Annotated in this window: 23 protein-coding genes; 7 read left to right on the forward strand and 16 right to left on the reverse strand. The window is 70.4% G+C overall.

Features of this window, described 5'->3' with window-relative positions; translation table 11 throughout:
- Positions 1-139 precede the first annotated feature (139 nt).
- Complete coding sequence (locus OG379_RS02605) at positions 140-1,276, forward strand: aminoglycoside phosphotransferase family protein (RefSeq protein ID WP_393754351.1); 1,137 nt, start codon at positions 140-142, stop codon at positions 1,274-1,276.
- A 101-nt stretch (positions 1,277-1,377) separates the two neighbouring features.
- Here OG379_RS02605 and OG379_RS02610 read toward each other — a convergent pair whose 3' ends face one another.
- Entirely contained in the window at positions 1,378-2,709 is a 1,332-nt protein-coding gene (locus tag OG379_RS02610) for an N-acetylmuramoyl-L-alanine amidase (RefSeq protein ID WP_405658805.1), read from the reverse strand.
- 239 nt (positions 2,710-2,948) lie between these two features.
- On the opposite strand from OG379_RS02610, the gene OG379_RS02615 reads away from it, so the two are divergent.
- Complete coding sequence (locus OG379_RS02615) at positions 2,949-5,210, forward strand: family 2 encapsulin nanocompartment cargo protein terpene cyclase (protein ID WP_393754355.1); 2,262 nt, start codon at positions 2,949-2,951, stop codon at positions 5,208-5,210.
- Here OG379_RS02615 and OG379_RS02620 read toward each other — a convergent pair.
- Together OG379_RS02620 and OG379_RS02625 are read right to left on the reverse strand one after the other, a co-directional pair.
- Positions 5,149-5,649: a hypothetical protein gene (locus OG379_RS02620; RefSeq protein ID WP_031095964.1), complete on the reverse strand. Its 501-nt coding sequence runs from the start codon at positions 5,647-5,649 to the stop codon at positions 5,149-5,151. The genes OG379_RS02615 and OG379_RS02620 overlap by 62 nt on opposite strands.
- Positions 5,650-5,695: 46 nt before the next feature.
- Positions 5,696-6,097, reverse strand: coding sequence for an ACT domain-containing protein (locus tag OG379_RS02625; RefSeq protein WP_405658807.1), 402 nt, complete (start codon positions 6,095-6,097; stop codon positions 5,696-5,698).
- 120 nt (positions 6,098-6,217) lie between these two features.
- On the opposite strand from OG379_RS02625, the gene OG379_RS02630 reads away from it, so the two are divergent.
- Positions 6,218-7,321, forward strand: coding sequence for a nitrous oxide reductase family maturation protein NosD (locus tag OG379_RS02630; protein WP_405658809.1), 1,104 nt, complete (start codon positions 6,218-6,220; stop codon positions 7,319-7,321).
- A 34-nt stretch (positions 7,322-7,355) separates the two neighbouring features.
- A complete protein-coding gene (locus OG379_RS02635) occupies positions 7,356-8,441 on the forward strand; it encodes a methyltransferase (protein ID WP_405658812.1) in 1,086 nt (361 codons plus the stop codon).
- A gap of 70 nt (positions 8,442-8,511) precedes the next feature.
- Here OG379_RS02635 and OG379_RS02640 read toward each other — a convergent pair whose 3' ends face one another.
- The 7 genes from OG379_RS02640 to OG379_RS02670 all read right to left on the reverse strand — a co-directional run bounded on the left by OG379_RS02640 (position 8,512) and on the right by OG379_RS02670 (position 13,770).
- Positions 8,512-8,844 carry a TcmI family type II polyketide cyclase gene (locus OG379_RS02640; RefSeq protein WP_393754364.1) on the reverse strand — a complete coding sequence of 111 codons (333 nt, stop codon included), beginning with the start codon at positions 8,842-8,844 and terminating at the stop codon, positions 8,512-8,514.
- 19 nt (positions 8,845-8,863) lie between these two features.
- Positions 8,864-9,343, reverse strand: coding sequence for an SRPBCC family protein (locus tag OG379_RS02645; RefSeq protein ID WP_401515545.1), 480 nt, complete (start codon positions 9,341-9,343; stop codon positions 8,864-8,866).
- Position 9,344: 1 nt separating this feature from the next.
- Positions 9,345-9,602 carry an acyl carrier protein gene (locus OG379_RS02650; RefSeq protein WP_393754368.1) on the reverse strand — a complete coding sequence of 86 codons (258 nt, stop codon included), beginning with the start codon at positions 9,600-9,602 and terminating at the stop codon, positions 9,345-9,347.
- Between the two features lie 15 nt (positions 9,603-9,617).
- Entirely contained in the window at positions 9,618-10,877 is a 1,260-nt protein-coding gene (locus OG379_RS02655) for a ketosynthase chain-length factor (protein WP_405658816.1), read from the reverse strand.
- Positions 10,874-12,142 carry a beta-ketoacyl-[acyl-carrier-protein] synthase family protein gene (locus tag OG379_RS02660; RefSeq protein WP_393754372.1) on the reverse strand — a complete coding sequence of 423 codons (1,269 nt, stop codon included), beginning with the start codon at positions 12,140-12,142 and terminating at the stop codon, positions 10,874-10,876. The genes OG379_RS02655 and OG379_RS02660 overlap by 4 nt, the downstream gene beginning before the upstream one ends.
- Complete coding sequence (locus tag OG379_RS02665) at positions 12,139-12,582, reverse strand: cupin domain-containing protein (RefSeq protein ID WP_393754374.1); 444 nt, start codon at positions 12,580-12,582, stop codon at positions 12,139-12,141. Before OG379_RS02665 ends, OG379_RS02660 begins: the two co-directional genes overlap by 4 nt.
- Before the next feature lie 69 nt (positions 12,583-12,651).
- Complete coding sequence (locus OG379_RS02670) at positions 12,652-13,770, reverse strand: TcmI family type II polyketide cyclase (protein ID WP_401515555.1); 1,119 nt, start codon at positions 13,768-13,770, stop codon at positions 12,652-12,654.
- Between the two features lie 271 nt (positions 13,771-14,041).
- Here OG379_RS02670 and OG379_RS02675 point away from each other — a divergent pair, with 271 nt between their 5' ends.
- Positions 14,042-15,679 (forward strand): FAD-dependent oxidoreductase, encoded by a 1,638-nt coding sequence (locus OG379_RS02675; protein WP_405658819.1) that lies wholly within the window; start codon positions 14,042-14,044, stop codon positions 15,677-15,679.
- Between the two features lie 38 nt (positions 15,680-15,717).
- Here the strand turns inward: OG379_RS02675 and OG379_RS02680 are convergent, their stop codons facing one another.
- Both OG379_RS02680 and OG379_RS02685 read right to left on the reverse strand, forming a co-directional pair.
- Positions 15,718-17,238, reverse strand: a complete 1,521-nt coding sequence (locus OG379_RS02680) for an alpha/beta fold hydrolase (protein WP_405658820.1) — start codon at positions 17,236-17,238, stop codon at positions 15,718-15,720.
- Between the two features lie 56 nt (positions 17,239-17,294).
- Positions 17,295-17,858, reverse strand: coding sequence for a TetR/AcrR family transcriptional regulator (locus OG379_RS02685; RefSeq protein WP_405658823.1), 564 nt, complete (start codon positions 17,856-17,858; stop codon positions 17,295-17,297).
- A 146-nt stretch (positions 17,859-18,004) separates the two neighbouring features.
- On the opposite strand from OG379_RS02685, the gene OG379_RS02690 reads away from it, so the two are divergent.
- Together OG379_RS02690 and paaK are read left to right on the forward strand one after the other, a co-directional pair.
- Complete coding sequence (locus OG379_RS02690) at positions 18,005-18,472, forward strand: DUF1348 family protein (RefSeq protein ID WP_405658826.1); 468 nt, start codon at positions 18,005-18,007, stop codon at positions 18,470-18,472.
- Between the two features lie 115 nt (positions 18,473-18,587).
- Complete coding sequence (gene paaK / locus OG379_RS02695; RefSeq protein ID WP_405658828.1) at positions 18,588-19,877, forward strand: phenylacetate--CoA ligase PaaK; 1,290 nt, start codon at positions 18,588-18,590, stop codon at positions 19,875-19,877.
- 88 nt (positions 19,878-19,965) lie between these two features.
- Here the strand turns inward: paaK and OG379_RS02700 are convergent, their stop codons facing one another.
- From OG379_RS02700 to OG379_RS02715, 4 genes are all read right to left on the reverse strand, one after another.
- On the reverse strand, positions 19,966-20,850 hold the full coding sequence (locus OG379_RS02700; protein WP_405658830.1) for a class F sortase: 885 nt from the start codon (positions 20,848-20,850) through the stop codon (positions 19,966-19,968).
- An 86-nt stretch (positions 20,851-20,936) separates the two neighbouring features.
- Positions 20,937-21,437 (reverse strand): sortase, encoded by a 501-nt coding sequence (locus OG379_RS02705; protein ID WP_405658833.1) that lies wholly within the window; start codon positions 21,435-21,437, stop codon positions 20,937-20,939.
- A 287-nt stretch (positions 21,438-21,724) separates the two neighbouring features.
- Positions 21,725-22,405: a DNA alkylation repair protein gene (locus OG379_RS02710; RefSeq protein WP_405658835.1), complete on the reverse strand. Its 681-nt coding sequence runs from the start codon at positions 22,403-22,405 to the stop codon at positions 21,725-21,727.
- A gap of 33 nt (positions 22,406-22,438) precedes the next feature.
- Positions 22,439-23,998, reverse strand: coding sequence for an acyl-CoA synthetase (locus OG379_RS02715; protein WP_405658837.1), 1,560 nt, complete (start codon positions 23,996-23,998; stop codon positions 22,439-22,441).
- Positions 23,999-24,196: the final 198 nt, after the last annotated feature.

Consider the following 24,196-nt stretch of genomic DNA (forward strand, 5'->3'; position numbering starts at 1 on the left):
GTTGTGCCACCCGCGGGCCGGTGTCAGGTAGGAAAGCGCCACCCCGCCCGGCAGCCCTAGGTACTCCCCAGGGTGCCGAACGGCCGCCGGCCGGGGCGGCGCACGCAACTTGTCGGCGCACGAAGGGATCTGTCTCGCCATGTACACAGCATCGTCCTCCGTGTCCGCCCCGCCCCGGCCGCTCCGTCCCTCGGGGGCGGGCGGCGGGCCGTATCTCGACCCCCGCGCCGCGTCACCGGCGTCCGGCACGGGTCGGACCCGGCGGACTGCGGGGCCGGGCTCCCAACCGCTCAGCGGAAGACTCGACCTGTCCGGCGCTCAGGGTGCGCAGCTGCGGATGGCCATCGCCTCCGTGCACCGCATCTGCCCGGAGTTCAATCCCGTGCAGGTGCTGCGCCGCAGCGGGCGCTCGGTACTCATCGTGGGCACCACCGGCCGCGCGACCGCGGTGGCCAAGTGTTTACTCGATCACTCCCCCGCGTGGACGGAGCGGTTCCGGCACGAAATAGCGGCATACCGCGCCTTCGTCAGGCACCGCCCGCCGGTCAGGGCCCCGCGGCTCATCGCAGCCGACCCGGAGAACTGCACCCTGGTGATCGAGCGGATGCCCGGACGGGTCGCGGCGCTGACGAGGCATCCCGCGGAGGCGCCGCCCCGTGCGGATCTGCGGGCGGTGCTCGGAGCCGTCAGCCGGATCAATGCCTGGAGGCCGCCGGCCGGGCTGTTCGACGCCCCGCTGGACTACGCCTCACGCATCGCCCGCTATCACGAGCTGGGTCTCTTCACCGATCGCGATCTGGGTGACCTGCAGAAGCTGCTGCACGGTCTGGCCCATGCGGGCGGCCGGCAGGGCATGGGCCAGTTCTGTCACGGCGACGCCCTGCTCTCGAACATCCTGCTGCCGCCCACCGGGCCCGTGCTGGTCGACTGGGAGCACGCCGGCTGGTATCTGCCGGGATACGACCTGGCGACGCTATGGGCCGTGCTCGGTGACGCACCGGCGTCGCGGCGCCAGATCAGCCAGCTGGCACAGGCGGCCGGGGCTGCCGCCCGTGATGCCTTCCTGGTGAACCTCATGATCGTGCTGACCCGGGAGATCCGTACGTACGAGACAGCTGTCCAGCGGGCCATGCGCGAAGGGGCGCCGGCCGGGGGCGGCCAGGCACGGCAGGGCCTGCTGACCTCCGGCGAGGAGCAGAGGCTGCTGCTGCGCAGGCTGCACGACGACTGCGCGATGGCCCGGCGGGCCGTGCGCGCCGCTGTGGGGACACGCTGACCACGCCGGGTACACCGGCCTGACGGACGGGGGATGCGCGCTGCGGGACCGATGCCGACTCACGGGTCCCGCAGCGCGCCGTTCGCTGTCTCAGCAGTCGCTCACGATCCGGATCGCACCACATCGACGTCGGACGCCTTCACGAATCCGATCCGGTGGCCGATCTGGACCGTCACGTACTTCTGGCTTCCGCGGAAGTATGTGTGGTCGTACGGCTTCGAGGCGTCGATCGTCGGCGCGTAGTAGTAGCCGGTGGGTGCCTCGCCCCCTCCGGGGAAGGCCTGCCCCGCCTTGATGGTGTAGACGAGCGGGCTGCCCACGGTCGGCTTGGCGAAGTCCGTGGGGTACTCCGCCTTCTCCGGATAGGCGACGCCGTACACCGGCACTTCCTCCTTGCCGGCCTTCGGTCGTACGACACGGCCTGATGTGGGGGTGACGGTCCGGGTCCCGGCCGGGGTGCGGAACCATGCCTTCTCCCCGTACCACCAGATCGCCGTCCAGCCGGGTGCCTTGCCGGCTACGACGGCCTGCTGGGTGGCGCTGATCTTGCTGCCCCAGTCCGCCGCGCAGTTCGTCCCGGGCGAGCCGTCCGGGTGCAGCCCCGGGTCGGAGAAGAGCGGGGAGTCCGCGGACGGCCCGGTGTGCAGTGGGACCGCGCTGCTGCCCTGCCGCGGCAGGTCGACGCTCTTCTCGCAGTCGCGGAACTCCTGCTGGTTCTTGGTGAAGTCCGCGCTGACGGTGACCAGTTCGCTGCTTCTGGGGGCGTTCGGCACGGTGGGCCTGCCCAGCAGCGCCATGAAGCGGTTCCAGTCCCAGTAGGGGCCCGGGTCCCAGTGCATGTTCCGGGTGCCCGCCGCACTGGTGGGCGGCACGCCGTCGTGGCCGAGGATGTGCTGCCGGTCGAGCGGGATGTCGTACTTCGCCGCCAGGTGACGGACGAGGCGTGCGGTCGAGCGGTACATCTCGGGGGTGTACCACTTGGCGCCCTCGGCCGCGACGCCCTCCTGCTCGATGCCGATGGAGTGGGAGTTGAGGTACCAGTTGCCCGCCTGCCAGGCGACGTCCTTGTTCTTCACCATCTGTGTGACATGACCGTCGGCCGAACGCACCACGTAGTGGGCGGAGGTCTGGTTGGCCGGGTTCTGGAAGATCTTCAGGGTGGTGTCGTAGTCGACCTCGGTGTCGTGCAGGACGATGAACCGGATGGCGTTGCTGTCGGGACGGTTCGCCGTGTCGTAGTTGCCGTAGGTCTCCTTGTCCGCCGGGTCACCGGTCTGCTGGTAGGCGGCGGGGACCCAGTCGCAGGCGAGCCCGCGCGGACATTCCGGTCGCACGGTGTCCGCTCCTGCCGCGGCCGGGGAGAGGAGCGCCACGCTCAGCGCCCCTGCCGTGGTCAGTGCGAGCGCGAGTCTGATCCTCTGCTTCGACGTCATGACAACCCTTCTTGGCCCGGTGGCAAAGCGGTTCCCGGGGGGACGCTCCCCGCGTTCATCGGTCGGCGCACACTCTGTGGCGGGAGGTGTTGGTGAGTCAAGAGTGCAGTGTGCAGCCGGTCATGCGTTTGTGTGACTATTTCGCGCTGTGCGTGCCCCGTATGGCCGAGGGGTAGTGCTGGCGCCGACAGGACCGGTCCATGTGGATCGCGCGAAGTTCTCGGAAAGGCCGGACGCACATGGCACAGCCCTTCTCACTGCCGGACTTCTACGTGCCGTACCCGGCGCGTCTCAACCCTCATCTGGAGGCTGCCCGGACCCATACCCGGGAGTGGGCGCGCGGAATGGGGATGCTGGAGGGCTCAGGTATCTGGGAGGAGAAGGACCTCGAGTCCCACGACTACGCGCTGCTCTGCGCGTACACCCACCCGGACTGCTCGGCCGAGGCCTTGTCCCTGGTCACCGACTGGTATGTGTGGGTCTTCTTCTTCGACGACCACTTCCTCGAACTGTTCAAACGCACTCCGGACCGTGAGGGCGGGAAGCGGTATCTGGACCGGCTGCCCGCCTTCATGCCGATGGAGCGGGGCGCGGCGACACCGGAGCCGGACAATCCGGTGGAGGCGGGGCTGGCCGATCTCTGGGCGAGGACCGTGCCGGCCATGTCCGATGCCTGGCGGGCCCGCTTCGCCGAGGCGACGGAGAACCTGCTCAACGAGTCCCTGTGGGAGCTCTCGAACATCAACGAGGGGCGGATCGCCAACCCCGTCGAGTACATCGAGATGCGCCGCAAGGTCGGCGGCGCACCGTGGTCGGCGGGGCTGGTGGAGTACGCCGCGAACGCGGAGGTTCCCGACTCGGTTGCGGGTTCGCGCCCGCTGCGCGTGCTGAGGGATGCCTTCTCCGACGGCGTGCATCTGCGCAACGACCTGTTCTCGTACCAGCGCGAGGTCGAGGACGAGGGCGAGAACAGCAACGGTGTCCTGGTCCTGGAGAGGTTCCTGGGCTGCTCGACCCAGGAGGCGGCCGAGGCGGTCAACGATCTGCTCACGTCGCGACTGCAGCAGTTCGAGAACACCGCCCTCACCGAACTCGGGCCGCTCTGCGCGGAGAAGGGTCTCACCCCCGACGGGACGGCCGCTGTCCTGGCGTACGTCAAGGGGCTTCAGGACTGGCAGTCCGGCGGCCATGAGTGGCACATGCGCTCGAGCCGCTACATGAACGGCGGCGGCGCGGGTGAGAGCGTCCCCGGTTTCGGGATGGCCGCGGCCTCGCTGCGCCTCACCCCCCGGTCCGAATCGCTCCGGCTGCGCAGCCACACACATGTGCCGTTCCAGCGCGTCGGTCCGTCGCTGCTGCCCGACTTCGACATGCCGTTCAGCACGACGCTGAGTCCGCACCTGGACGGGGCGCGCGTACGGATCGTGGACTGGTCCCGCCGGATGGGGCTGCTGGAGGCTCAGCCAGGTGTGCCGGGTTCGCACATCTGGGACGAGGAGCGGCTCGTCGCGACCGATCTGCCCCTCTGTGCGGCGGGGCTGCATCCGGACGCCACCCCGGACGAGCTCGACCTGTCCTCGGGATGGCTGACCTGGGGGACGTACGGCGACGACTGGTTCCCCGTGGTGCACGGCCGGACGCGTGACCTGGTGGGGGCGCGGCTGGCCAACGAGCGGCTGTCGCTGTTCATGCCGCTGGACGGGTCGTCCGTGCCCGAGCCGGTCAACGCGCTGGAGCGCGGCCTGGCGGACCTCTGGCAGCGGACGGCGGGGCCGATGGACGAGGGCGCGCGCCGCACCTTCCGGGAGGCGGTGGAGTCGATGACGGCGAGCTGGCTCTGGGAGCTGGCGAACCAGGCGCAGAACCGGATTCCCGATCCGGTTGACTACATGGAGATGCGCCGGGCGACGTTCGGCTCGGATCTCACGATGAGCCTGTGCCGGCTGGGCCACGGCAGGAAGGTGCCGGACGCCGTCTACCGCAGCGGCCCGATGCGTTCCCTGGAGAACGCGGCTGCGGACTACGCGTGCCTGCTGAACGACCTGTTCTCGTACCAGAAGGAGATCGAGTACGAGGGCGAGGTGCACAACGGCGTCCTGGTCGTCCAGAACTTCTTCGGGGTGGACTATCCGACGGGTGTCGCGATCGTGCACGACCTGATGAACTCGCGGATGCGCCAGTTCCAGCATGTCGCCGAGCAGGAACTGCCGGTTCTCTACGACGACTTCGACCTGGACGCGGAGGCGAGGGAGGTCCTGGCCGGTTATGTTCTGGAGCTCCAGCACTGGATGGCGGGCATCCTGATCTGGCACCGGGACTGCCGGCGCTACCGCGAGGAGGATCTGCGCCGGGGCACCGGGACCCCGTGGCACATCAGTGGCCCCACGGGGTTCGGGACATCGGCGGCGCGGGTCACACGACTGCTGACGCAGGGACGTTTCAGCCCTGCTGGAACAGCTCCGCGGGAAGTGGCTTCAGCAGGGCGTACAGATCGTCGGTGATCGGCCGGTCCCAGCTGGCGATGGTGACGAGCACGCCGTCGCTGCGATCGAACTGGACGCAGGAGATCCGGCTCTCGGAGAGCTTGATGCGGCGCACGATCAGCAGGCTGTCACCCTGCATGACGGGCACGTCCTCGGTGCCGGTGACTTCGACCGGCTCGTCGTTCTCGAGAGCGAGGAGCAGCTGGGCGACCTCGAAGGGGACCTGGCCCTCCTCGGTCTCGCGGGCCGGTGAACCCTCCGGCAGATTACCGATGATCATCGCGGGGCCGCGTCCGCCGAACAGGTCGTAACGCAGGAAGACGCCCTGACAGCTCCCGTCGGGAGCGGGGAGCAGACCGGCGCCGAGGTTGCCGGGCCAGTCCCCCGGGTCCATGGCCAGGACGTCGAAGTCCGGGCCCGCGGGTGTGGCGGCGCTGCGGCGGCGGAGGAAGGACATGGGGCCATGTTACGTGTCCCGGCTCACGTTGCGGAGCCGGGCACTCCTAGGCGGACTCCGCTGCCAGCGCTTCGAGCGCCCGGACCGCGTCGGCCGCACGCGCGTACGGCACGAACAGGTGGTCGTGGTGGAATCCGGCGACGACGTTGCAGCTGATCCCCTCGTCCGTGAGGGCCAGGGAGACCGCGGCCGTCAGTCCGACGGCGTCCAGTGCGGAATGCACACGGAGAGTGATCCACGCGGCGACGAAGTGGTACGCGAGCCCTGACTCCTCGGCCTGCGCCTGGGGGACGACGAGCGTCAGCCCTTCCTGCTCGGAGACGGTGACCACCGGGGTGACACCGGTGGGCGCCTCGCCGCCGGGAAGTGTCGTGTAGACGTAGCGGCCGGGCCTGAGCTCCGGTCGTATGGCCCGCAGCAGTGTTCGAAGATCGCGCTCGCCCGTCATGGGGCCACGGTACGGCTGCGGAAGCCGGGGGCGCGGACGCAGTAAGCCATTCAGGCACGCCATGTATCCATACGCTCACCCTGCGTGGCACGGGCGGTTGATCGCCCATAGCTTCGGCTCATGAGCAGAAGACACATGAAATGCCTGGCGGGTGTCACCGTCTCCACAGCCACGGCGCTGGGCCTCGCGGCCGTTCCCTCCGCCGCGTCCGGGCACAGTGACCTCGTGGTGCACCCGGGCGAATCGATCCAGAGCGCGGTGGACGCGGCCCGGCCCGGAGACACCGTCCTCGTCCTGGCCGGCACCTACCGTGAGAGCGTCCTGATCACCAAGCCCGGCCTGACCCTGCGCGGCACCGGTGAGCGGACGGTGATCGCCCCGCCGGCCGCGAAGGGAGCCAAGACCGCCAAGAAGGTCAAGGCCGCCAACGCCTGCGCCAAGGGCGGGAACGGTATCTGCGTCATCGGGACGAAGAGCCGCACGGTCGACGATGTCCGCATCCGTTCGCTGACCGTCTCCGGCTTCACCAAGAGCGGTATCTGGGCGTCCTGGACCGACGGGCTCTCCGTCCGCAGGGTGGCAGCCGGCAAGAACGGCACCTGGGGCATCGCCCAGGAGCGGTCCACCCGCGGTGACTTCCGGCACAACACCGCCACCGGCAACGGCGACGCGGGCATCTTCGTCGCCAACTCGGTCAGCGAGGAGGGCGGAGCGACCGACACCGGCGGGACCCTGGTCGTCGACAACTCCGTGAGCGGGAACCGCATCGGTGTCACCGCCCGCCGGGTGAGGAACCTCGTCATCGACGGCAACACCCTGACGGGCAACTGCAGCGGGGTCTTCGTCGTGGGCGACGAGTCCAAGCCCGCGGCGGGGGCGATGACCATCAGCGGCAACCGGATCGTCAAGAACAACAAGTTCTGTCCGGCCACCCCGCGCCTGTCCGCGATCCAGGGATCCGGCATCGTCCTCACCGGCAGCGAGGCCACGACCGTACGTTCCAACGTCATCCGCGACAACGTCGGCTCCACCCCGCTCTCCGGTGGGATTCTGCTGTTCAAGAGCTTCGTGGGCGCGCTCAACACCGACAACACCATCAGCCGCAACCTCGTGCAGGGCAACAAGCCGGCCGACCTCGCCAACCGCGACACCTCCGGTACCGGCAACACCTTCGTCAACAACACGTGCGGGACGTCCGTCCCGGCCGGGATGTGTGCCGGATGACGGCCCACCCCCGCACAAGGAGAAACGAGACGGTATGACCACCGTGAGTCCCACCCCCGACACCACCCCCGTCGCGGCCCCTCTCACCGCGCCCCCGGTCTCCGCCGCCCAGAACCCGCCGCCGTCCATGCGGCTCCGGGAGCTCGCGTTCGGGGCCGCCTGCGCCGCGGCCGTGCGCGCGGCGGCGAGGCTGCGTGTGGCCGACGCGCTGGGCGAGGCACCGGCATCGGCGGCCGAGCTCGCCCTGATCGTGGACGCCGAGCCCGTACCTCTGCGCCGGCTGCTGCGCGCACTGTGCTGCTACGGGATCTTCGAGGAGACGGCGGACGGGAAGTTCGTCCACACCGAGATGTCCCGGCTGCTGCGCGAGGACGACCCGAACAGCCTGCGCTACATCTCCCTGTGGTGCACCGAACCCTGGACCTGGGAGGTCTGGCCGCGGCTCGACGACGCGGTGCGCTCCGGCACGAGCGTCTTCCCCGAGACGTTCGGCAAGGGCTTCTTCGAATATCTCCACCAGGACGCGGGCGAGTCCGCGCAGGTGTTCAACCGGGCGATGACCACCTCCAGCGTGCAGTCGGCGCAGGATGTCGCCGACCTCCTGGACCTCACCGGGGTGTCCTCGGTCGCCGACATCGGCGGCGGCCAGGGACACGTTCTCGCGAGTCTGCTGGAGAAGCACCCCTCGGTCCAGGGAACGCTCCTGGACCTGCCGGGTGTCGTGGCCCGTGCGGACGCCAGGCTGCGGGACGGCGGCCGCCTCGCGGACCGCGTACGGATCGTGCCCGGCGACTGCCGTGAGGACATCCCGTTCGAGGTGGACCTGTACATCATCAAGAACATCCTCGAATGGGACGACGAGAGCACCCGCAGGACCCTGCGGAACGTGGTCGCCGCGGCCCGCCCCGGCGCGCGAGTGGTGATCATCGAGAATCTCGTGGACGAGACCCCGTCGATGAGGTTCACCACCGCCATGGACCTGCTGCTCCTGCTCAACGTCGGGGGTGCCAAGCACACCCGGGAGAGCCTGGTGGGGCGGATGTCCGACGCCGGCCTGCGGGTCGGCGAGGTCCACCCGGTCAACGCGTACCTGCACGCCTTCGAGTGCGTCGTGCCGTAACGCGGGGCACACGCGGAGATCGCCCCGGGTCCGGCACCTGAGTGCCGGACCCGGGGCGATCAACTGTGTGTCAGGCGGAGCCGTCGCTCTGCCACCGGTAGAACTGCTGCGCCATCGCGTCCTTCGGACCGCGCCAGGTCTCCGGGTCGTACGGGCTCACGAAGGCTGTCAGCCGGTCGCTGATGGCCTTGAACTCCGGGTGCTCCGTCACCTTGGCGATCTCCGGGCCCGGGGGCCGTTCGGATTCGATCAGGTGGAGATACACGTCGCCGAACTGGAACAGGGTGCGCCTGTTGACGCCGACGAGGTGCGGCAGCTCGGTGTTGTCCGAGGCCGCGAACAGCTTCGCGATGTCCGGCGCGGACTCCGGCGCCATCCGGGCGACGATCAGTGCATGGTGCATCTGGCTGCCTTTCGGGGCATCAGTTGGCGGGGACCGAGGCGGAGCGGCGCTCGCGGTCGCGCTGTTCGATCTTGTCGCGGATGAGCTCCAGCTGGACGCGCGAGTTGCGGTTGATGTTGTCGGTCATCCACGCGTCGTCGACCGGTGCGTCGGGGCGCATCGCGAAGTCCTGGCGCCAGTGCATGCGCGTGCCGCCCGGGACCTCCGAGTACTCCCACCGGATGTCCATGTGCTGGAACGGTCCGGTCTCGACGCGCCGGGCTCGTACGTTGCGTCCCTGGCGGTCGGTGGTGCGCTCGGAGACCCAGCTCCAGACCTTGCCGTTGTCGTCGGGGTGCATGGTGAGGCGGAAGGTCGTCTTCTGGCCCTCCCGCTTCATCACCTCGACGGACGCGTACTCGCTGAACAGCTGCGGCCAGTTCTCGAGATCGTTCGTCATGTCCCAGACGAGGTCCAGGGGGGCGGCGATGGTGATCTCGTTCTCGGTGTGTCCAGTCATGTCAGGCTCCTGTCACGAGAGTGTTGTTCACGAGGTCGAGGAACTCGCCGGGCGTCTTGCACCGGTCGGCGTCGACCGGCAGCGGGTGGCCGTACCGGTTCTCCAGCGCGGCAACGATGCCGAGCAGGCCGAGCGAGTCCAGGCCGTACGCGTCGAAGGCGGAGGCGGGACGGCTCGCCATCTCCGACGGGTCGACCGTCAGGCCGGCGCCGCTCTTCATCAGCGCGGCCAGTTCTTCGTACGTCAGCTGAGCGGTCATGAGGGGTACTCCTTCTCAGAGCGGGGTGTCGGTGGGACGGCGCAGCACCAGGGCCGAGTTCGAGCCCATCAGCCCGCGGCTCAGGACGAGCGCGGTGCGCAGTTCTGCGGGACGCGCGCGCCCGGTGACCACGTCCAGGTCGTGGCACACGTCGAAGACGTTGGGCGTCGGCGGGACCATGCCGTGTTCCATGGCGAGTACCGCGGCGGAGGTGTCGAGCACGGGTGCGCCGCAGTAGGCGCGGCCGGTGCCGGTCTTGGGCGCGGTCACCGGGACCCGGCGTCCGTGCGCGCCCAGGGCATCGGCGATGGCGAGTGCCTCGGCCCGGTCCGCCGCAGGCACGCCGAGGGCGTCGGCGAACACGACGTCGATCTCCTCCGGCGCGCAGTTTGCCTCGCGGAGCGCGCCTTCGATCGCCCGGGCCAGTCCCGCTCGGGACTCCTCCCAGCGAGCCGCGCCGGTGAAGGTCGCGGCGTGGCCGGCCAGTTCGGCCCGGACCTTCGCGCCGCGTTCGCGGGCCGTCGTCTCCTCCTCGACCACCAGCATGGCGCCGCCCTCGGCGGGCACGAATCCACAGGCGTCCGCGGTGAACGGCCGATAGGCGCGGGTGGGGTCGTCGCAGAGGCTGAGCTCCTCGTAGCCGAGCTGGCAGACCACCGAGTACGGCGCGAGGGGTGCCTCGGCCGCGCCGACCACGACGGCGTCCGTACCCCGCCGGATGGACCGTGCGGCGTGCATGAGCGCGTCCAGGCCGCCGGCCTCGTCGCTGGCGACGACGGCGCACGGCCCCTTGAAGCCGCCGCGGATCGAGATCTGTCCGGTGCTGGCCGCGTAGAACCAGGCGATGGACTGGTACGGGCCGACGAACCGGGAGCCCTCGCCCCACAGCCGTTGCAGCTCGCGCTGGCCGAACTCACCGCCGCCGGAACCAGCGGCGGTGACCACGCCCACCTTGAACGGTGCGCCCTCGTAGTCCGCGCGTCCGAGCCGTGCGTCGTCCAGGGCGAGATCGGCGGCGGCCATCGCGTAGTGCGTGAAGCGGTCGGTCTGGACGAGGAAGCGCTCCTCGATGAAGGCGACCGGGTCGAAGTCCCTCACCTCGCCCGCGACGCGCAGCGGGAGGTTCTCGCAGCCCTCGCGGGACACCATGTCGAGGACGCTGACCCCTTCCTGGGTCTGCTTCCAGAAAGCACCGGCGCCGGTCCCGTTGGGGGCGACGACACCGATCCCCGTGATGACGGAACTGCGGCGTGCCGGGGTTGCCGGAGCGTTCATGGGGTCCTCCCGCCTGATCTGGTCATGGCGACGGCGGACTGGAATCCGCCGAAGCCACTGCCGACCGAGAGCACGCTGCGCAGCTTGAGTGGCCGCGCGGTGCGGGGTACGTAGTCGAGATCGCACTCGGGGTCCGCGGTCTCGTAGTTGGCCGTCGGCGGCACCGTCTGGTGCTTGAGGGCCAGGACACACGCGGCGATCTCGATCGCGCCGATGGCGCCGAGGGAGTGGCCGACCATCGACTTGATGGAGCTCATCGGAACCTTGTACGCGTGCGCGCCCAGGGCCCGCTTCACCGCTGCCGTCTCGTGCCGGTCGTTCTGCTTGGTGCCCGAGCCGTGTGCGTTGACGTAGTCGACCTGCGATCCGTCGAGCCGGGCATGCGCGAGGGCGGTGTTGATGGCCTCGGCCATCTCCAGTCCCTCGGTGGTCAGCCCGGTCATGTGGTAGGCGTTGCCGAACGTGGCGTAGCCCGATATCTCGCAGTAGACGGTCGCGCCGCGGGCGCGGGCGTGCTCCAGTTCCTCGAGGATGAGGACGGCGCCGCCCTCGCCCATGACGAAGCCGTCCCGGCGGGCGTCGAACGGCCTGGAGGCGTGCTCCGGGTCGTCGTTGTTCGCCGAGGTCGCCTTGATCGCGTCGAAGCACGCCACCGTGATGGGGGTGATCGGTGTGTCGGACGCTCCGGCGACACAGACGTCCACGCGGCCCTCCTCGACGGAGTGGAAGGCGTACCCGATCGCGTCGAGGCCGGAGGTGCAGCCGGTCGAGACCGTCTGCACGGGTCCGTGCGCGCCGACCTCCTCCGCAACCGCGGAGGCGAGGGTGCTGGGAGCGAACGCGCGCTCCAGGTGGGCACCCGCGGGCCGGTGGTCGACGTCCCAGCGCGCACCGCTGCCGCTGACCGCGACGTAGTCGTGCTCCAGGCGCGTGGTGCCGCCGACCGCGGTCCCGAGGGAGACCCCGATACGCCAGGGGTCCTCCTTCTCGAGGTCGAGTCCGGCGTCGCCCAGCGCCTCCCGGGCCGCCACCAGGGCGAACTGGATGTACCGGTCCGAGCGGGCGATCAGGTCCGCGTCCAGGCCGTGGGCGACGGGATCGAAGTCGCACTCGGCGGCGATGCGCGATCGGAACTCCGCCGGGTCGAACAGTGTGATCCCGCGTGTCGCGGTACGGCCGTTGGCGAGCAGGTCCCAGAACGCCGGGGCTCCGATGCCACCGGGTGCGACGACGCCGACCCCGGTGACGGCCACGCGCCGGGTCATGAGGCCGCCCCCGTTCGTTCTGGCGGCGCGTAGCCGTCACTGGCGTCCGCGGTCTCGGTGACCTCGGTGTCCACGTGCCCGAGTTCGGGCCGGGGGGCGAGCGGGCCGAGGTGGAAGACCATGCGCGCCTCCACGTCACCCACGTTGCGGAAGCGGTGCCGGACGTGCGGCGGGATCAGCAGACCCTGGTCGGGACGCATCGGGTGTGATTCGCCGTCCAGGTCCACTTCGAGGAGCCCGTCCACGACGTACACGAATTCCTCGGAGTACGGGTGGTAGTGCTCGCCGATCCGGTCTCCCGGGGCGACGATGGCCAGCCCCATGAAGCCGCTGGTGGCGCCCACCGCCGTGGGTGTGAGCATGGCGCGCAGGTCGCCTCCGCGCCTGCGGTTGGGCTGAGTCTCGCTGAGGTCCACGATGCGAGGCCGGTGGGTGGTCATGGCTGTTCTCCTCCAGGCACGTTGTGCGGTGTGACGGCAGCACGGGGTGGCCCCGCTGCCGGTGACGCGTCAGGACTCGGTGGCCCGACGGTCGGTGATCAGGTTCATCTCGGCCTGCGCGAGGAAGCGCGCGGCCTCCTGGTCGGTCGTCGGCATGCCGTTCGCACCGCCGTCGAGCAGCCGGCCGAGCATGGCCGCCTTGCGGTGGCCGCCGATGCCGAGTGCCTGTGAGGGCTGGGCGTCGAGCGGGCCGCTCACCTCGAGAAGCCGCACCACGATGTCGTCGCGCTGGAAGATGGTGCTGCTCTCGATCGGGCTCGACGCGTCGTTCGCCGCTTCCTCGTCCTGGCCCGCGAGCAGCCGGGCCAGTGCCATGCCGCAGCCTTCCTTGGCCTGGTAGAACAGCGAGTGCCGCTGGACACCCTCGGGGGCGTGCCGGCCCGCTGTCACGTGGTGGACGGTGGGAAGCGCGGCCCTGGTGAAGAACATCCGGGCGGAGTCGGGGTCGCTGAGGTCGCGGTCCTGCTCCAGGTACGGGTTGATCGCCTCCTCGACGGCCCTGACCTCGGGCTGGCGGGAGACGTGGCGCAGAGCCGCCATGAGGTCTCCCTCGACCTCGACCGCTCGCACTACACGGTTTCCGTGCATGAAGAGCGAGGTACGGCGCAGTCGGGTGTTCTCGTCGACGCGGGACTGCGGGGAGTCGTAGTCGGCGAGGATCTTCGCGACCATCTCCTCCGTTCCCGGCTTCACCGTGAAGGTGAGCGCGTGACGTACGACGCCGTCGCCCAGTCGCGGCGCGGCCTGGAGGCGGCCCTTGGCAGGCTCGGGAGTGCCCTCGAAGGCGACCCCGGTCTCCCGCAGGACGCTGAAGCGAAGGGAGCGTGTGTCGCGGACACAGCTGTGCAGCGGCTGCACCGTGGCCACGTGCTCCTCGCTGTTCACCCAGGCGAGGAAGGGCGGCGCGCTCTCCCACTCACTGGTGATGAGCCACTGCGAGGGATTCTCGATGGACTGGCACAGCTGATCGCTGATGTGTCCGGGGATCGAGGCCACCTGGTTGCGCATGTGCTCGTACGCCTCGAGGAACTGGTTCTGGGCGCCGTCGTGCAGGTCCAGCAGCAGTATGACCCGGAGCCTCGAACCGTCGAAGGCGGACTGAGATATCCGTTCCGAGAGGGTTGTCATCTTTCGCTCTCCTTCGAGACGGTGCGGCGGCCACGTCCCGTGGCCTCTCGTCATCCGTCGGTTTCGGTGGAAGCGGCGCAGGTCCCTGCCCGCCGGCATGAAGTCCGCCCCCGCATGGCGAGCATCGCTCCCGCGACTGATCGTGGAACGCTGGTACGAGCGGCGCGAGATTTATGCACCGTTCAGGTGAGGCGTCGGCCGAAGCCCCGCCGAAGACCTCCCGCGAGGGCATGGACACTGCATCCGTCCCGCGTCCGAGCTGGAGCAACTGATGAACGAGAACGTCGACCTCCGCGTACCGGTCCTCATCGTGGGCGGCTCCCTGGTGGGCCTGTCCGCCTCCCTCTTCCTGAGCCGGCTCGGCGTCCGCCACCTGCTGGTGGAGAAACACAGCAGCACCTCGACCCACCCGCGAGGGCGGGGGAACAACGTCCGGACGATGGAGGTGTTCCGGACCGCGGGGGCGGAGCAGCTGATCCGGGACGCCGCATCCGTGCTGGCGGACAATCACGGAATCCTTCAGGCCGGGTCGCTCACCGGCGACGACCAGGAGTGGCTGTTCAAGGAGATCGACCCGGGCGGCGGGATCGCCAGGTTCAGCCCGAGCGGCTGGTGCCTGTGCAGCCAGAACGACCTGGAGCCGGTGCTGGTGTCGCACGCCCGGGCGCAGGGCAGCGAGCTGCGGTTCTCCACCGAGCTGCTCAGCTTCGAGCAGGACGCGGACGGGGTCACCGCCGTGGTCAAGGACCGGGAGACCGGAACGCACACCACGGTGCGCGCCGACTATCTCGTCGCGGCCGACGGGCCTCGCAGTCCGATCCGGGAGCAGCTGGGTATCGGCCGGACGGGCCCCGGAGACCTCTTCCACAACGTGAGCATCACGTTCCGCTCGCGGCGGCTCGCCTCCGTGGTGGGCGACCGGCGCTTCATCGTCTGCTACCTGACCACCCCGGACGCGGACGGGGCGCTGCTGCCCGTGGACAACGAGGAGCAGTGGGTGTTCCACGCACCGTGGCAGCCCGACCGGGGCGAGACGCTGGAGGACTTCACCGACGAACGGTGCGCGGAGCACATCCGCAGGGCGGTCGGTGCCCCGGACCTGGACGTCGAGATCACGGGCAAGGCGCCGTGGCACGCCGCCGAGCGGGTCGCCGAGCGGTACGGTTCCGGCCGGGTCTTCCTGGCCGGGGACTCGGCGCACGAGATGTCCCCCACCGGGGCGTTCGGCTCCAACACCGGTATCCAGGACGCGCACAACCTGGCGTGGAAACTGGCTGCCGTGCTCGACGAAGCGGCGGGGCCGGGGCTTCTCCAGACGTACGAGGCGGAGCGGTTGCCCGTGGCGAAGGCCACGAGTGCGCGTGCGTCGGCCCGTTCGGGAGAGCACAGCCACCCGGGGTACGCCGGATCACCCGGCCCGGGTGGCGGCGGCCGCAAGGGCGGCATGCTCACGGTCGCCCTCGGCTACCGCTACGTGCGCGGCGCCGTCCTGGACGTCGACCCCGGCCTTCCGGTGGTGCCCGACGGCATGGGCCTGACGGGTGAACCCGGCACCAGGGCCCCGCACATGTGGCTCGGGCGGGACGGCGGGCGTGTGTCGACGCTGGATCTGTACGAGAAGTCGTTCGTGCTGCTGTGCGACGCCCGGTATCCGGACTGGCGTACGGCGGCCGAGCAGGTGGCCAAGCGCCTGTCGGTCCCGCTGGAGGCCTTCGGGATCGGCGCCGCCCCGGGCGCCGACCTGGCGCCCGAGGAGGGGGCCGACTGGGCCGCCGCCCATGGAACGTCCGCCGAAGGCGCCGTGCTGGTGCGGCCCGACGGCTTCGTGGCCTGGCGTTCGCACGGCGCGGCGGCGGACCCGGAGGCGACGCTGTACGAGGTCATGGTGACTCTGCTCCACCGCGGCTGACGCGGCTGGAGTGCGGTCGGTGGGCCCTGCGGGGCCCGTCAGCCGACGCCGAAGGACTTGAGGGCATCGAGGAACGCCTTTGGATTGTCGGCGTGCACGAGGTGGCCGGCGTCGACGGAGGCAAACCGTCCTCCGGGTATCTGCTCTGCCATCCAGGCCAGTTGCCCCTGGTCGACATGGCTGCGGGACCCTCCCACGACAAGTACCGGGGCGGTGATCTCGCCCAGGCACTCCCGTGCGGCCGGGTCAGGGGCGTTGAGCTGGGCGTCGATGGACGGAACGACCTGCCAGTCGAAGCCGAGCTCGCCCGGCGGCCGTTCGGCCGGCGCACGGGGCGGGTCGAGCGGGAGCAGGGGCGGGGCGTCCTCGACGACCAGGGACCCGACCAGTTCCGGGTGCCGCTCGGCCAGCAGCAGGGCCGCCGCTCCGCCCATCGAGTGCCCGATCACCGTGGCGCCGGGAAGATTGCGGGCCTCCAGGAAGGCGTGCAGGTCGTCACGGAAGAACTCGAAGGAGTAGCGGCCCGGCCAGTCGCTGAGGCCGTGGCCCCGGAAGTCGAGTGCGTACACCCGGTGGCGTGCTGCGAGTTGTTCGGCGATGCCCGTCCAGTCCAGGCTGCTCCCGCCCCGCCCGTGGGCGAGGACGACAGGCGGGGCCGAGGGGTCGCCCCATGTGCGGTACGCGAGCCGGATCCCGCCCGCCTGCACACTGCTGACGTCGGGGTCGAGGAAGGCCGTGACGGTGCGGACGAAGGCACCGGGGTCGTCCATCCACGGAAAGTGGCCGGCTCCACGCTGGACGACGAACTCCGAGTGGGGGAAGAGCGCGGCAAGTTCCGCCGCGCGGTCGGGGCTGGGGCCTCCGTCGTACTCCCCCGCGAGGACGAGCACGGGCACCGGCAGCTCGCGGAGTGCGGCGACCGCGGCGTCGGTCTCGAGGCCGCCCTCCGGGTAGTAGAGCGACCCGGCCAGGGCGTTCCGCTGCGCGGGGGATTCGGCGGCGTGGGCCTGGGCGGCGGCGTCCCAGCGCCCGTACATGAACGGCCGGATCCCCGCCCACGCCTCGGGCGTGGCGCGTCCGGCCTGGATCTCGTCCAGCGCGGCCCTGGCCTCGGCGTACCAGGGCTCGTGGGCGCGCAGCGCTGCGGCGTCGCGCCGGTCCTGGTCGGTGGCGGGAAGCCCCAGGGTGCCCGTCCCGGGCGTGACGAGGGTGAGGGAGCGCAGTCGCCGGGGGTACTTCGCGGCGTAGAGCGCTGCGAGTTCACCGGAGGCGGAGTGGCCCAGCACGTCGGCCTGTTCGAGCCCGAGGTGCGCGCGGAGCGCCTCGACGTCCTCGACGAGACGGTCGATCCGGTAGGTCGAGGGGTCGTCGGGGACGGCGGATTCCCCGGTGCCCCGCAGATCCAGCAGCACCAGCTGCCGCACCCGGGACAGGCCGCCGAGGTCGCCGAAGTAGCGGGCCGCCCGCATGGGTCCGCCCGGCAGGCAGATCAGCGGTTCGCCCTCGCCCACCAGGTGGTAGGCGAGTCCGGTTCCGTCGTACGTGCTGAAGATCGGCATGGAAGTCATCCAAACAGTGCGGGCGTCCCGTTGCAGGTGCGTACGCCCAGAGCGAATCAGGTGACGGCGGCATCCGACAGGAGCCGCGCGGCCGCCCTCCGGGCCTGGTGTGCGGGCTCGGGTGTTCCGGAGACGGCCGCGGTGACGATCGCGCCTTCGGCGAGCAGCACGTAGGCGACGGCGGATTCCTCCGGCTCTCCCGCGGCCACGACCAGGCCGGCGACGTAAGCACGGAAGGCTTCCTTGTGAAGGCGCGCGACGCCGGCGACGGAGGCGTCCGTCGCACCGATCTCGCCGAAGCTGTTGGTGAAGGCGCAGCCGCGGAAGCCGGGCTCGGAGAACCACAGGTGCAGCCAGTCGAAGACCGCGAGGACCCGGTCCTGGGGCGGGCCCGGGCGACTGTCCACGTATGCGGCGAGTTGTGCGCGCCACCGGGTGTCCCTGGCCTCGAGGCAGGCACGGACCAGCGCGGACTTGGAGGGGAAGAGCGCGTACAGGCGCTTGAGCGAGACACCCGAGGCGGCGCGGATCTCGTCCATGGAGACCACTTGGATGCCGCGGGCGTAGAAGAGGTCCTCGGCGGCTTCCAGCGCCGCGGACCGAGCTTGTGCGGGATCCACCGCGATTTCCCCCTCGTCGCCGTATGTGCGTACCCGCGTCCGCGTGCCGTGTCCGCCCTGTCGGCGGCCTTGCGGGAGAACGAGCGTTCTCCTACAGTACGGCACCGTGAGGAGAACGCTCGTTCTCCCGCCTCCGGAGGGGTCGTATGAACGCACAGCCGCTCGTTCCGCCGTTCACGCAGGAGTCCGCCGTCGCAAAGGTCCGCCGCGCAGAGGACGCCTGGAACACCCGGGACCCGGAGAAGGTGGCGCTCGCCTACACACCGGACTCCCGCTGGCGCAATCGCTCCGAGTGGGTGACCGGGCGGCAGGAGATCATCGGCTTTCTGACACGGAAGTGGGCCCGGGAGCTGGACTACCGTCTCGTCAAGGAACTGTGGGCGTACGACGGCAGCCGGATCGCCGTGCGTTTCGCCTACGAGTGGCACGACGACGGAGGCCGCTGGTACCGCTCCTTCGGCAACGAGAACTGGGAATTCGACGGCGACGGGCTCATGCGGGTGCGCCACGCGTCGATCAACGACGCCCCGGTCGAGGAGTCGGGGCGCCGGTTCCGCTGGACGCCCGGCCGGCGGCCGGACGACCACCCCGGACTCACCGAGCTGGGCTTCTGACCAGGAGTTGTCCACAGGCGACCCGCACCCCTTGCCAGAACCCCCCACCTCCTGAATTACTGCTTCCAGGAGGCGACCGAATGGTCGGTCGCCGGTCGGTGAGGGGATGATCCGTATGACCGCGCTGCTTGACGCCGGCGAGCGGCTCGGCCGCGACGAGCTCGAATCCCTGCAGCTGAAGCGGCTCCAGGCCACGCTGCGGCACGCCTACGAGAACGTCGCCTTCTACCGCGCGGCGTTCGACAGGGCAGGGCTGCGCCCCGAGGACTGCCACACGCTCGCCGATCTCTCCCGCTTCCCGTTCACCGTCAAGGCCGACCTCCGCGACAACTACCCGTTCGGGATGTTCGCCGTCCCTGAGGACCGGGTGCGGCGGATCCACGCGTCCAGCGGCACGACCGGCCGGCCCACGGTGGTCGGGTACACGGAGCGCGACCTGGACACCTGGGCGGACGTGGTCGCCCGGTCGATCAGGGCGGCGGGCGGACGGCCGGGCCACAAGGCCCATGTGGCCTACGGATACGGTTTGTTCACCGGCGGTCTGGGGGCGCATTACGGGGCGGAGCGCCTCGGCTGCACCGTCATTCCGGCGTCCGGGGGCATGACGGCGCGCCAGGTGCAGCTGATCCAGGATTTCCGGCCGGAGATCATCATGATCACGCCCTCGTACATGCTGACCCTGCTGGACGAGTTCGAGCGCCAGGGAGTCGATCCCAGGGCGACATCGCTGAAGGTGGGCATCTTCGGCGCCGAGCCGTGGACCGAGCAGATGCGCGGCGAGATCGAGGAGCGGTTCGCCATCGACGCCGTCGACATATACGGGCTGTCGGAGGTGATGGGCCCCGGGGTGGCTCAGGAGTGCGTCGAGACCAAGGACGGGCTGCACATCTGGGAGGACCACTTCTATCCGGAGGTCGTCGACCCGTTCACCGGTGAGGTCCTGCCGGACGGGGAGGAGGGCGAGCTGGTCTTCACCTCGCTCACCAAGGAGGCCATGCCGGTGATCCGCTACCGCACCCGCGACCTGACGCGGCTGCTGCCGGGGACGGCCCGTGTCTTCCGCAGGATGGAGAAGATCACGGGTCGCAGTGACGACATGGTGATCCTGCGCGGGGTGAATCTCTTTCCCACGCAGATCGAGGAGATCGTGCTGCGGACTCCGGGAGTGGCTCCGCACTTCCAGCTGCGACTGACCCGGCAGGGGCGGATGGACGCGCTGACCGTACGGGCGGAGGCACGGGGCGGCGCCTCGACAGCCGAGCGAGAGGAGGCGGCCCGGTCCATCGCGGCGGCGGTGAAGGACGGTATCGGCGTGAGCGTCGGGGTCGAGATCGTCGATCCGGAGACGCTGGAGCGGTCGGTCGGCAAGATGAAGCGGATCGTCGACCTGAGGGAGGCCCGCTGAGGGGGCCGGGCGGGGCGGCCGGGCTGGGGGGCATGGGCGGCCGGCCGGTCGAGCGAGGCCCCCGGATGCACGGTGCGGCCCGGGGTGTTCAGCGCGAGGCGGTCATGGAGGCGAAGACCACGACGTTGTCCTGGTAGCCCGTCTTCTTGTTGTAGGCGCCCCCGCAGGTGATCACCCGCAGTTCGGGCCGGGCGGAGGGGCCGTAGACCTTGTCGTCCGGGAAGTTCGTCTTGTTGTAGACCGCGACGGCGTAGACGGTGAAAACGGCCGTGCGCCGGTCTGCCCGGACGATCTCGATGGTCGCGCCCTTGCGCACGGATCCCAGCTTGTGGAAGACGCCGGGCCCGAGGCGGGTGTCCACATGCCCGGCCGCGACGGCGGTGCCCACGGCGCCGGGCACCGTCCCGCCCGCGTACCAGCCGGCGAGTACGGGGTTGTTGTCGGGCGGAGGCTCGAGCGCTCCCGCCGTGTTCAACGCGAGCTTCATCATGGGCGCGTCCACCTTGAGAGCCGGGATCCGAAGCCGGAGCGGAGTCGCGGGCGGGAGCGGCTGTACGGAGGGGGGCGGGGCGGAGGCGCCGCCGCCGGCCGCCGGGCTCGTGGAGGCCGGACGGGCGGGGGCCTGGTCCGGCGGACTCACCGGCATGGGGGCCAGGGGGCCCGGGCGGGCGGACGTCGGGGCCGCAGGCGCCGGTGCCATGGCGGGGCGGCGCAGGTAGGAGGGCGGCCGGGCCACAGGCCGTTCCGGGGCCAGGTAGGCGAGAGCCTGCGCGGGCCTCGTGGGGGGCGACGGGGCCGACGTGGCGGACGGCGCGGCGGCGGGAGCGGCTGCCCCGGCCGCGGGTGGCTGGGGCGGGCGGTCGTCGCGCATTCCGCTGATCACCAGGGCTGTACCCGCCACCAGGGCCCAGGCGAGGTGCTTCACCGCCGGGAACGACGGCGGTGTCGTGTGGTCGGTACTCCCGGATTCCATCGCATGCCTCTGCTTCGCAGCGGGTGGGTGGGGCGCCGCGGGCCGGGAGCGTACGGCTTCCCGGCCCGAGGACGTGGGCCGCGCTGTCAGGAGCGCGCCGCGGCGGTCCTGCGGCGCATCCTGAGCACTCCCCCGGCCGCCGCCGCGGCGAGCAGCACACTGCCGGCGGCGAGCTGCGTGTTCTGGTCGGTGGGCGCTCCGAAGCCGGCGTCGACCCCGCCGGTGGGTGCGCGGTCGGCGATCTGGTAGGTGTCCGTGATCCTGGTCCGCGGCGGGCACTTCACGGTGACGGTGTCGGTGCCCGGCCGGGTCCCCGCCGGGATGACGAACACGCCGACCAGCACCCCCGCCCGGTCACCCTTGAAGAGGTGAAAGGCCCCTCCTGCCTCCGACGTGCCCTTGCCGTAGGTCTCCTTGCCGCAGGCTCTGGTGACGACGGTCACCTCTGAGCCCGGTGAGGCTTTCGCCGGGCTGATGCGAATGGTCTGTTCACCTGCGGAGTCGGCCGCCGCTCCGGCGGCCGGGGCCGCGAGTGCGAGAGAACCGACGGCCAGACAGATACCCGCGCCGATGCGTGTGTTGCGCATGTGGATCCTCCAACGGGAGCAGGGTCCGGCCGGTCTGCGCGGTACCTCTGCTGTGTTCCGCTTTCGAGGCAACCGACAGCACGTCACCCGCGCAACAGGAGGTCCTGCCGCACACGTCACCCGGCCAGGCTCCGGGCTCGGCGGAGGGACGGCCGTTTCCGCAGGTCACCGGAGCCGGGAGGAGATCTGAAAGGGGATCACACCCGGGACGGCGAACGGGCTAAGACGCACCTCGGCCGATGGCTCCGCGGCTCCGCGGCTCTGCGGGAAAGGGCCGCTGCCGCCGGTCAGGCCGCGGGCCCGCCCTGCCGACGGCTCACCATCTCGGTGATCCAGACGGGCGCGTACGGAGACGTGCAGCCCGGGGAGGTCGGGTAGTCCTTGAACACCTCCAGGCGCTCACCGATCTCCATCGCACGGGCGCGCTGACCGGCATGTTCGATCCCGATCTGAGCCAGGCAGTGGTTCATCGCCCACTGCAGACGGGGCGGGGCGCTTTGCATCCGTGCCTCGATGACGTCGAGCAGTCCCGCGAGGTCGAGCCCCTCGGGCTTCTTCGCCACACGTTCGGTGGTCAGCGCCCACCCGGCACCGGCGACCACCGGGTCCGGATCGGCGGACCAGGCCAGACGCAGCTCTTCGGCGTGCGGGTTCTTCTTCACCACGTAGTTCACGAGCCAGTCGTGCACCTTGGGTGTGCGCGCCTGGCGCAGCATGGCGTCCAGTTCGTCACGTCCGAACGCCTTCGGGCGGCAGATCAGGAGCGCCAGCAGCCTCGCCGCGGTGTCCTCCGTCTCCCAGAGCCGGCATGCGAGTTCCTGCTGCGTCTTCAGCCGCTTCGCGAGCGAGCGCAGCCTGCCGAGGTTCACACCGTGATCGTCGCCGTGTCTCTCGTTCACCTGGCGTGTCTTCGGGTCCTCGAGCTCGGCGAGCTCGGCCATCACCTCGGCCACCGTCGTCCCGGCCACGCCACTCTCCTGTCCCTCACGTGAGGCCTCAGCCTACGAGGGGAGCCGGTCCTCCGTCGTACCGGCCGGCGGCGGAGCCGCTGCGGCGTCCTTCTCCGAGAAACGGTCCCGCAGCTCCCTCTTCAGGATCTTGCCACTGGCGTTGCGTGGGAGTTCACCGACGAAGAGGACCCTCTTCGGTGCTTTGAAGTGGGCGAGTGCCGAGCGGGCGTGCTCGATCAGTTCCGATTCCGAGGCCTCGCCCCGGAGCACAACGATCGCGGTGACGGCCTCGATCCAGCGCGCGTCGGGCAACCCCACCACGGCGGCCTCGGCCACCGCGGGGTGGGTGTAGAGGGCATCCTCCACCTGCCGGGAGGCGACGAGCACGCCTCCTGAGTTGATGACGTCCTTCACCCGGTCGACGACCGTGAAGTAGCCTTCCGGGTCGCGCACGGCGAGGTCACCGGAGTGGAACCAGCCGTCGCGGAAGGCCTCTGCGCTCTCCTCCGGTTTGTCCCAGTAGCCCTGGCACAGCTGAGGGGAGCGGTAGACCACCTCGCCCGCCGTGCCGTCGGGCACCTCCTTGCCGTCCTCGTCGACCACCTTCGCCTCCACGAAGAGCACGGGTCGCCCGCAGGAGTCCATGCGCCCCTCGTGCTCGTCAGGTCCGAGGACGGTGGCGAGGGGGCCGATCTCGCTCTGTCCGAAGCAGTTGTAGAACGCCAGCTCCGGCAGTTGCTCGCGCAGCCGCTCCAGGACGGGCACCGGCATGATCGATGCGCCGTAGTACGCCTTGCGGAGCGCTCCGAGCTCACGGGTGGCGAATTCCGGGTGGTTGGCGAGTCCGATCCAGACGGTCGGCGGGGCGAAGAGGCTGTCCGCCTGACCGGCTTCGACCAGATCGAAGATCCGGCCGGCGTCGGGAGCGTCGAGGATGGTGTTCTCGGCGCCCACGGCGAGATAGGGCAGCAGGAACACATGCATCTGCGCGGAGTGGTAGAGGGGCAGTGAGTGCACCGGCCGGTCCGTGGCTCGCAGGTCCAGGGCGGTGACGGCACTGACGTACTCGTGGACCAGTGCGCCGTGCGTCATCATCGCGCCCTTGGGCTGGGCGGTCGTGCCGGAGGTGTAGAGCAGCTGCACCAGGTCGTCGGCGCCGGGTTCGCGCGCGGGGGTGAAGGCGCGGGGGGTGTCCAGTTCGCCGAGGAGCGAGCCCGGCGCGTCGCGCAGCGGCCGTACGTGGTGGCCCGCCGGGACACGGGGGGCCAGTCCGGGGTCGGTGAGGACGAGTGCGCTGCCGGACTGGCGGAGGATGTACGCCAGGTCCTCGCCGGTGAGGTTCTGATTGACCGGCACATGGACCAGCCCGGCACGGGCGCAGGCCAGATAGGCGATCAGGTACACGTCCGAGTTGTGGGCGTAGGAGGCCACCCGGTCGCCGGGGCGGAGTCCGTGCGCGGTGGTCAGCACGGCGGCCGCCGTACTCACCGCCTCGTCCAGGGCCGCGTAGGTCCAGGACCGCTCGGTGTACCGCACTGCGGTGCGTTCCGGGGTGCGCCGTGCGCTGCGGGTCAGGACGCCGTCCACTGTGCTGCTGCGTACACCTGTCATGGCGTGATCCTGGGTGGCCGGCCGTCGAGGGTCAAGGGCCCGGAACGCCCGTGTCGACGTAGACCCCCTCCGCCTTCTGACGCTATGTCAGATTCTTTGTTCCGCGAGGGGCCCCTCGGGCGGCAGTGGTGACAGTAATCTCTGCTTCGGCAGGAAGTTTCATCACCGTACGAGAATTCGAAAGTTACTTTCGCGCAG

The sequence above is a fragment of the Streptomyces sp. NBC_01166 genome (genome assembly GCF_045039765.1).
Taxonomy (GTDB): Bacteria; Actinomycetota; Actinomycetes; order Streptomycetales; family Streptomycetaceae; genus Streptomyces.